Source organism: Candidatus Hakubella thermalkaliphila (assembly GCF_013281975.1).
In the GTDB taxonomy this organism is placed as follows: Bacteria; Actinomycetota; Humimicrobiia; order Hakubellales; family Hakubellaceae; genus Hakubella; species Hakubella thermalkaliphila.
Genome location: NZ_BLRZ01000071.1, coordinates 1 through 874, shown reverse-complemented (window position 1 = coordinate 874; position 874 = coordinate 1). Strand labels below are relative to the sequence as shown.

Annotated in this window: 1 protein-coding gene; it reads right to left on the bottom strand. The window is 53.2% G+C overall.

Annotated elements, in window-relative coordinates; translation table 11 throughout:
• On the bottom strand, positions 1-874 hold an 874-nt coding region (locus HW443_RS13345), incomplete at both ends, for a V-type ATP synthase subunit A (protein ID WP_258190474.1).

The window sequence follows — 874 nt, the reverse complement described above, 5'->3', positions numbered from 1 at the left end:
CCTACAAGTTCTACCCTTCCCTCTCCAGGCTCATTTCCCAGGCCCTTTATCCTCCCAGCTCTCTCGTAACACGCGGCCAGTCTAGAGCTCTGGTAGGCCGGGTATCCCTCTTCTCCGGGAATCTCCTCAAGACGGCCGGCAATCTCCCTGGGAGCCTCGGCCCACCTGGAGGTGGAGTCGGCTTGAAGGGTGACATTGTATCCCATATCCCTGAGATACTCGGCCATCGTTATGCCAGTGTAGATGGAAGCTTCCCTTGCTGCCACAGGCATATTGGAGGTGTTACCAATAAGAATGGCCTTCTCCATTAAGGGCTTTCCGGTATAGGGATCACTCAGCCTATCAAACTCTATCAATACATCGGTCATCTCGTTACCTCGTTCGCCACAGCCAACAAATACCACCATCTCCGAGTCAGCCCATTTGGCAAGCTGATGCTGAATTACCGTTTTTCCAGATCCAAAGGGACCCGGCACACAGGCAGTCCCCCCCTTGGTTATGGGAAAGAAAGTATCTATAACCCTTTGCCCGGTGACCACCGGTGCCTCTAAGGGGAGCTTTTCTTTATAAGGGCGGGGTCTTCTCACCGGCCACCTGGTCAGCATGGTTATCTCTCTCTTCTCACCGTCCACATCGACTACGGCAACGGTGTCCTCAACAGTGGCCTGGCCGGAGAATATCTCCTTTATCCTGCCTCTTTTTATGCCCAATGGCACCATTATCCGGTGGCGTATTATGGATGTCTCTTGAACCTGGCCCACAATATCGCCGGCTACAACCTGGTCACCAGCCTTTACCGTAGGCTCAAAAACCCACTTCTTTTCCCTATCTATGGCCGGAGCATCTGCTCCCCTTACCACAAAATCCCCCATCA